At 71.7% G+C, this 4,424-nt stretch carries 5 protein-coding genes; all 5 read right to left on the bottom strand.

Annotated elements, in window-relative coordinates:
* The coding region (locus OL599_RS25645) for a glycosyltransferase (RefSeq protein ID WP_264716903.1) at positions 1-273 on the bottom strand (273 nt) is incomplete at its 3' end.
* Between the two features lie 11 nt (positions 274-284).
* Positions 285-1,406 carry an FtsW/RodA/SpoVE family cell cycle protein gene (locus OL599_RS25640; RefSeq protein WP_264716901.1) on the bottom strand — a complete coding sequence of 374 codons (1,122 nt, stop codon included), beginning with the start codon at positions 1,404-1,406 and terminating at the stop codon, positions 285-287.
* On the bottom strand, positions 1,406-2,791 hold the full coding sequence (gene murD / locus OL599_RS25635) for a UDP-N-acetylmuramoyl-L-alanine--D-glutamate ligase (RefSeq protein WP_264716900.1): 1,386 nt from the start codon (positions 2,789-2,791) through the stop codon (positions 1,406-1,408). Before murD ends, OL599_RS25640 begins: the two co-directional genes overlap by 1 nt.
* Entirely contained in the window at positions 2,788-3,876 is a 1,089-nt protein-coding gene (gene mraY / locus OL599_RS25630; RefSeq protein ID WP_264716898.1) for a phospho-N-acetylmuramoyl-pentapeptide-transferase, read from the bottom strand. Before mraY ends, murD begins: the two co-directional genes overlap by 4 nt.
* On the bottom strand, positions 3,876-4,424 hold a 549-nt coding region (locus tag OL599_RS25625; RefSeq protein ID WP_283949951.1), incomplete at its 5' end, for a glutamate ligase domain-containing protein. The genes mraY and OL599_RS25625, both read right to left, overlap by 1 nt.

Below are 4,424 nucleotides of genomic sequence, written 5' to 3'. Positions count from 1 at the left end.
TTCGAGGCGCGCGCGGATGGCCCGCGCCTGCCCCGTGCCGGCGGCCAGTGCCGCCACCGCCGTCGCCGCGCGCAGCGCGCCGCGCCCGGCGATGCCGGCGCCGGACAGCACGAAGCGCTCCCGGCCTTCGAACACCGCCGACGACAGGCCGCCGGAGCGCGCATCGGTCATCAGCGCGATGCGGCGCCCGCGCCGCACCAGTTCGGCCGCGAGCGCCTCGGCGGGGAAGAAATGCCCCCCCGTGCCGCCGGCCGCGATCACGATCGGACGCACCGCGGGGCCCCTCACAACAGCTCTCCGTTATGGCGTCGCCGGGTCAGCGCCAGCAGCATGCCGATGCCCAGCGCCACGGCCGCCACCGACGACCCGCCATAGGAGATGAACGGCAGCGTCATGCCCTTGGTGGGGATCAGGTGCAGGGTGGAGGCCATGTTGACGAAAGCCTGCAGCCCGAACCCGGCGGCCAGCCCCGCCGAGGCCAGCACCACGAACAGGTCGCCCTCGTGCAGCAGCCGCAGCAGCGCGCGCAGCACGATGAACGCGAACACCGCGAGGATGACGAGGCAGATGATCATGCCGAACTCCTCGCCGGCCACGGCGAAGACGAAGTCGGCATGGGCGTCGGGGATGGTGTCCTTCACGTGGCCCTCGCCGGGGCCGCGGCCCAGCAGGCCGCCATTGCCGAACGCCTCCAGCGCACGCGTCACCTGGTAGTTGTCGCCGGTGGTGGGGTCGAGGAAGCGGGTCACGCGGCTGCGCACATGCGGGAAGAAGGTGTAGGCGCCGACCGCGGCCGCGGCGATGCCGGCGAGGCCGGCGCCGACGAAAACCAGGTTCAGCCCGGCCACGAAAAGCTGCAGGAAGAACACGCCGATGATCACCGCCAGCATGCCCATGTCCGGCTGCGACTTCAGCAGCAGGGCGATCAGGCCGAACACGGCGAAGGCCAGCAGCATGCCGGGGAAGCGGCGGCTGCGCTGGCCTTCCGCCAGCAGCCAGGCGGCGACGACGGTGAAGCACGGCTTGAGGAATTCGCTGGGCTGCAGCGACATCCCCGGCAGCGAGATCCACCGGCGCGCGCCCTTGATCTCCGTTCCCACCACCAGCGTGGCGGCGGTCAGCAGCAGCGCGATGGCGCAGCCGGCCAGCGCCACGCGCCGCACGCCGCGCGGCGACAGCAGGCTGACGGTGACGACGATCAGCCCGGCGATGGCCAGGAAGAAGATCTGCTTGAAGATGAAGACGTCGCGCGCCTGGTGGATGCGTTCGGCCACCGCCGGGCTCGCCGCCAGCATCATGATGTAGCCGAAGCCGATCAGCATGGCGATGGCGACCAGCGTCCAGCGGTCCACCGTCCACCACCAGCGGCCCAGCAGCGAGGTATCGGCGCGCGAGAGAGCGGGCATCACGGACCCCCTTTGGGTGCCAGCGCCGCGTGGCCGATGTCCTGCACCATGGCGCGGAAGCGGTCGCCACGCTGGTCGAAGCCGGTGAACTGGTCCCAGCTCGCACAGGCCGGCGACAGCAGCACCACGGGGGCGGTGCCGGCACGCGCGGCGGCCCAGGCTTCGGCCACCGCGTTCTCCAGCGTGCCCACGTCGCGGTACGGCACGCCATGCGCCTGCAGCGTTTCCGCGAGGATCGGCGCGTCGCGCCCGATCAGCAGCGCCAGCGCCACGCGCGGGAAGAATTCCGCCAGCGGCGCGATGCCGCCTTGCTTGGCCATGCCGCCGGCGATCCAGATCAGCCGGTCGTAGCAGCCCAGGGCCCGCGCCGTGGAATCCGCATTGGTGGCCTTGCTGTCGTTCACGAACACGACGCCGTCCACCGTGCCCACGCGCTCCTGGCGGTGCGGCAGGCCGGGGTAGCTCTCGATGCCCTCGGCGATGGCGGCGCGGGGCACGCCCAGGGCGGCGGCCATGGCGGCGGCGGCGGCGGCGTTCTGGGCGTTGTGCGCGCCCGGCAGCGCCCGCGCCCCGGCGAGGGCGACGATGGGGCCATCGGCATCGCGCAGCACGCCGCCCTCGGTGAAGACGTCGGCGCGGCCGGCGCCGGAGATGGTCACCACAGGCGCAGGGCCGGCGCGCAGCGCCTCGGCCATGGCGCGCGACCACCCGTCGTCGACGCCGAGCACGGCGACATCGCCCGCGTCCTGCCGATCGAAGATCGCACGCTTTGCAAGGGCATAGCCGGTCATGTCGCCATGCCGGTCGAGGTGGTCGGGGCTGAGGTTGAGCATGCAGGCTGTATCGAACCGCAACGCCGCGATTCGCTCCAACATGTAGGACGACATCTCCAAGACGTACACTGCATCTTGTGGCAGCAGCGGCAGGGCCAGCGCCGCCGTGCCGAGATTGCCGCCGGCGGCCACCGGCCGGCCGGCAACCGCGAGGATATGGGCCAGCAACGCGGTGGTCGTGGACTTGCCGTTGGTGCCGGTGACACCCGCGAAGCGCGCCTGCGACCCGGCGGCGCGCACCGCGCGATACAGCAGGTCCGCATCCGACAGGATCGGCACGCCGGCGGCGATGGCGCGCGCGGCGAGCGGATGCGCGCGGGGCAGGCGGTGGGGAATGCCGGGCGACAGCACCAGCGCCGACAGCCCGTCCATGTCCGGCTCGCCCACGCGCAGGCCGGCGGACGCGGCGGCGGCGCGCGCGGCCTCGCTGTCGTCCCATGCCGTGATATCGGCGCCCATCGCCTGCAACGCCTGTGCGGCCGGCAGCCCGTTCCGGCCGAGGCCGACGACGGCGAAGCGCGCGCCGGCGAAGATGTGTTCCGGGAACATCATCGGATTTTCAGCGTGCCCAGGCCGACCAGGGCCAGGATCATGGCGATGATCCAGAAGCGGATCACGATGGTCGGCTCCGACCAGCCCTTCTTCTCGAAATGGTGGTGCAGCGGCGCCATCAGGAACACGCGCCGTCCGGTGCGCTTGTACCAGAACACCTGGATGATGACGGACACCGTCTCGACCACGAACAGGCCGCCGACGATCGCCAGCACCAGCTCGTGCTTCACCGCCACGGCAACGGCGCCCAGCGCGCCGCCGAGGGCGAGGCTGCCGGTGTCGCCCATGAACACGGCGGCAGGCGGGGCGTTGAACCACAGGAAACCCAGCCCGGCGCCGATCAGCGCCGACAGGAACACACACAACTCGCCGGTGCCAGGCACCGGGTTCAGCTGCAGGTAGTCCGCGAACACGCGGTTGCCGACGAGATAGGCGATCAGCGCGAACACGCCGGCGGCGATGATGGTCGGCACGATCGCCAGCCCGTCGAGCCCGTCGGTCAGGTTCACCGCGTTGCTGCTGCCCAGCATCACCAGCATGCCGAACACGGGGAAGAACACGCCGAGCGGGATCAGCACTTCCTTGAACACCGGCACGGTGACGCCGGAGCCGAGCGCGCCGCGGGTCAGCGACGCGATCCAATAGGCGGCGATCAGCCCCAGCACGGCTTGCGCGATCAGCTTGCCGCGTCCGGACAAGCCGCGGAAATTCGCCTTGGACAGCTTGATGTAGTCGTCGATGAAGCCGAGCACGCCGTACCCCAGCGTCAGCAGCAGCACCGCCCACAGATAGCCGTTGCGCAGATCCGCCCACAGCAGGGTGGACACGGTCAGCGCCGCCAGGATCAGCACGCCGCCCATGGTGGGCGTGCCCTTCTTCTCGATCAGATGGCGCTCCGGCCCGTCGGGACGGATCGGCTGGCCGTTGCGCTGCACCGATTTCAGCCAGCGGATCAGCGGCGGGCCCAGCACCAGGCTCATGACCAGCGCGGTGATGCAAGCGGCGCCGGACCGGAAGGTCAGGTAACGGAACAGGTTGAACAGGATGAACTGGTCGGCGAACGGGCGCGCCAGATTGTAGAGCATCAGCCAACCTCCTCGGGTGGTTCGAGGGCCAGCACGACGCGCTTCATCCGGCTGCCCAGGCTGCCCTTGACCAGCACGGCGTCGCCCGGGCGAAGGGCGCCGGCCACGATCGGTGCGAGGGCATCGGAATCCGGGGCATGAGCGCCCCGTTGGGCGGGGGGAATGGCGGCAAACGGCAGCCGCATCAACGGGCCGCAAGCGAACAACAGGTCTGCGCAGGCGGCAATGTCCGGTGCCAGACCAAGATGCTCGGCGGGACCGGCCTCGCCGAGCTCCAGCATGTCGCCCAGCACCACGATGCGCCGCCGCGCCGGCTGCAGCGCCAGCACGGCCAGCGCGGCCCGCACGGCGGGGGAGGAGGCGTTGTAGCTCTCGTCCAGCAGCAGCGCCTCGCCGCCGGGCACGCGGATGCGGCGGCGGGCGCCACGCCCGGCCATCGGCGCGAAGCCGGCCAGGGCGGCGGCCCCGCGGTCCAGGTCGGCGCCGAGGGCGGTGGCGGCCAGCAGGGCGGCGACGGCGTTCCTGGCCCTGTGGCCCCCGGGCGCGCC

Source organism: Limobrevibacterium gyesilva (genome assembly GCF_025989185.1).
In the GTDB taxonomy this organism is placed as follows: Bacteria; Pseudomonadota; Alphaproteobacteria; order Acetobacterales; family Acetobacteraceae; genus Limobrevibacterium; species Limobrevibacterium gyesilva.
Note: the sequence above shows the minus strand (reverse complement) of the source record. Positions and strands in the feature narration are given on the sequence as shown.